This window comes from Alkalihalophilus lindianensis, from assembly GCF_032843265.1.
In the GTDB taxonomy this organism is placed as follows: Bacteria; Bacillota; Bacilli; order Bacillales; family Bacillaceae_D; genus Alkalihalophilus; species Alkalihalophilus lindianensis.
Map to the genome: position 1 here is coordinate 1 of NZ_JAWJBA010000360.1, position 270 is coordinate 270.

Consider the following 270-nt stretch of genomic DNA (forward strand, 5'->3'; position numbering starts at 1 on the left):
CTTCAGCTTCAAAACCGTAAACTTCAACTCCCCATGGGTTTACACCTTTTCCACCAAATTCAACATCAAAAGTTACCGGTTTTGTTACGCCTTTAATCGTTAAATCACCAGTGACTTTGTAGTCATCTCCATTTTTAGTAATGTTTGTTGATCTAAAATCAATGGTTGGGTTATTTGCAATATCGAAGAAGTCTGCAGATTTTAAGTGATTATCGCGATCCTCATTACGCGTGTCAATGCTTCCTACATCAAATTGAAAAACAATTGATG

1 protein-coding gene is annotated in these 270 nt (G+C 36.3%); it reads right to left on the bottom strand.

Annotation, left to right across the window (positions count from 1 at the left end; all coding sequences use genetic code 11):
• Positions 1 to 270: YceI family protein (locus RYX56_RS22575; protein ID WP_317124150.1), on the bottom strand; the 270-nt coding region annotated here is incomplete at both ends.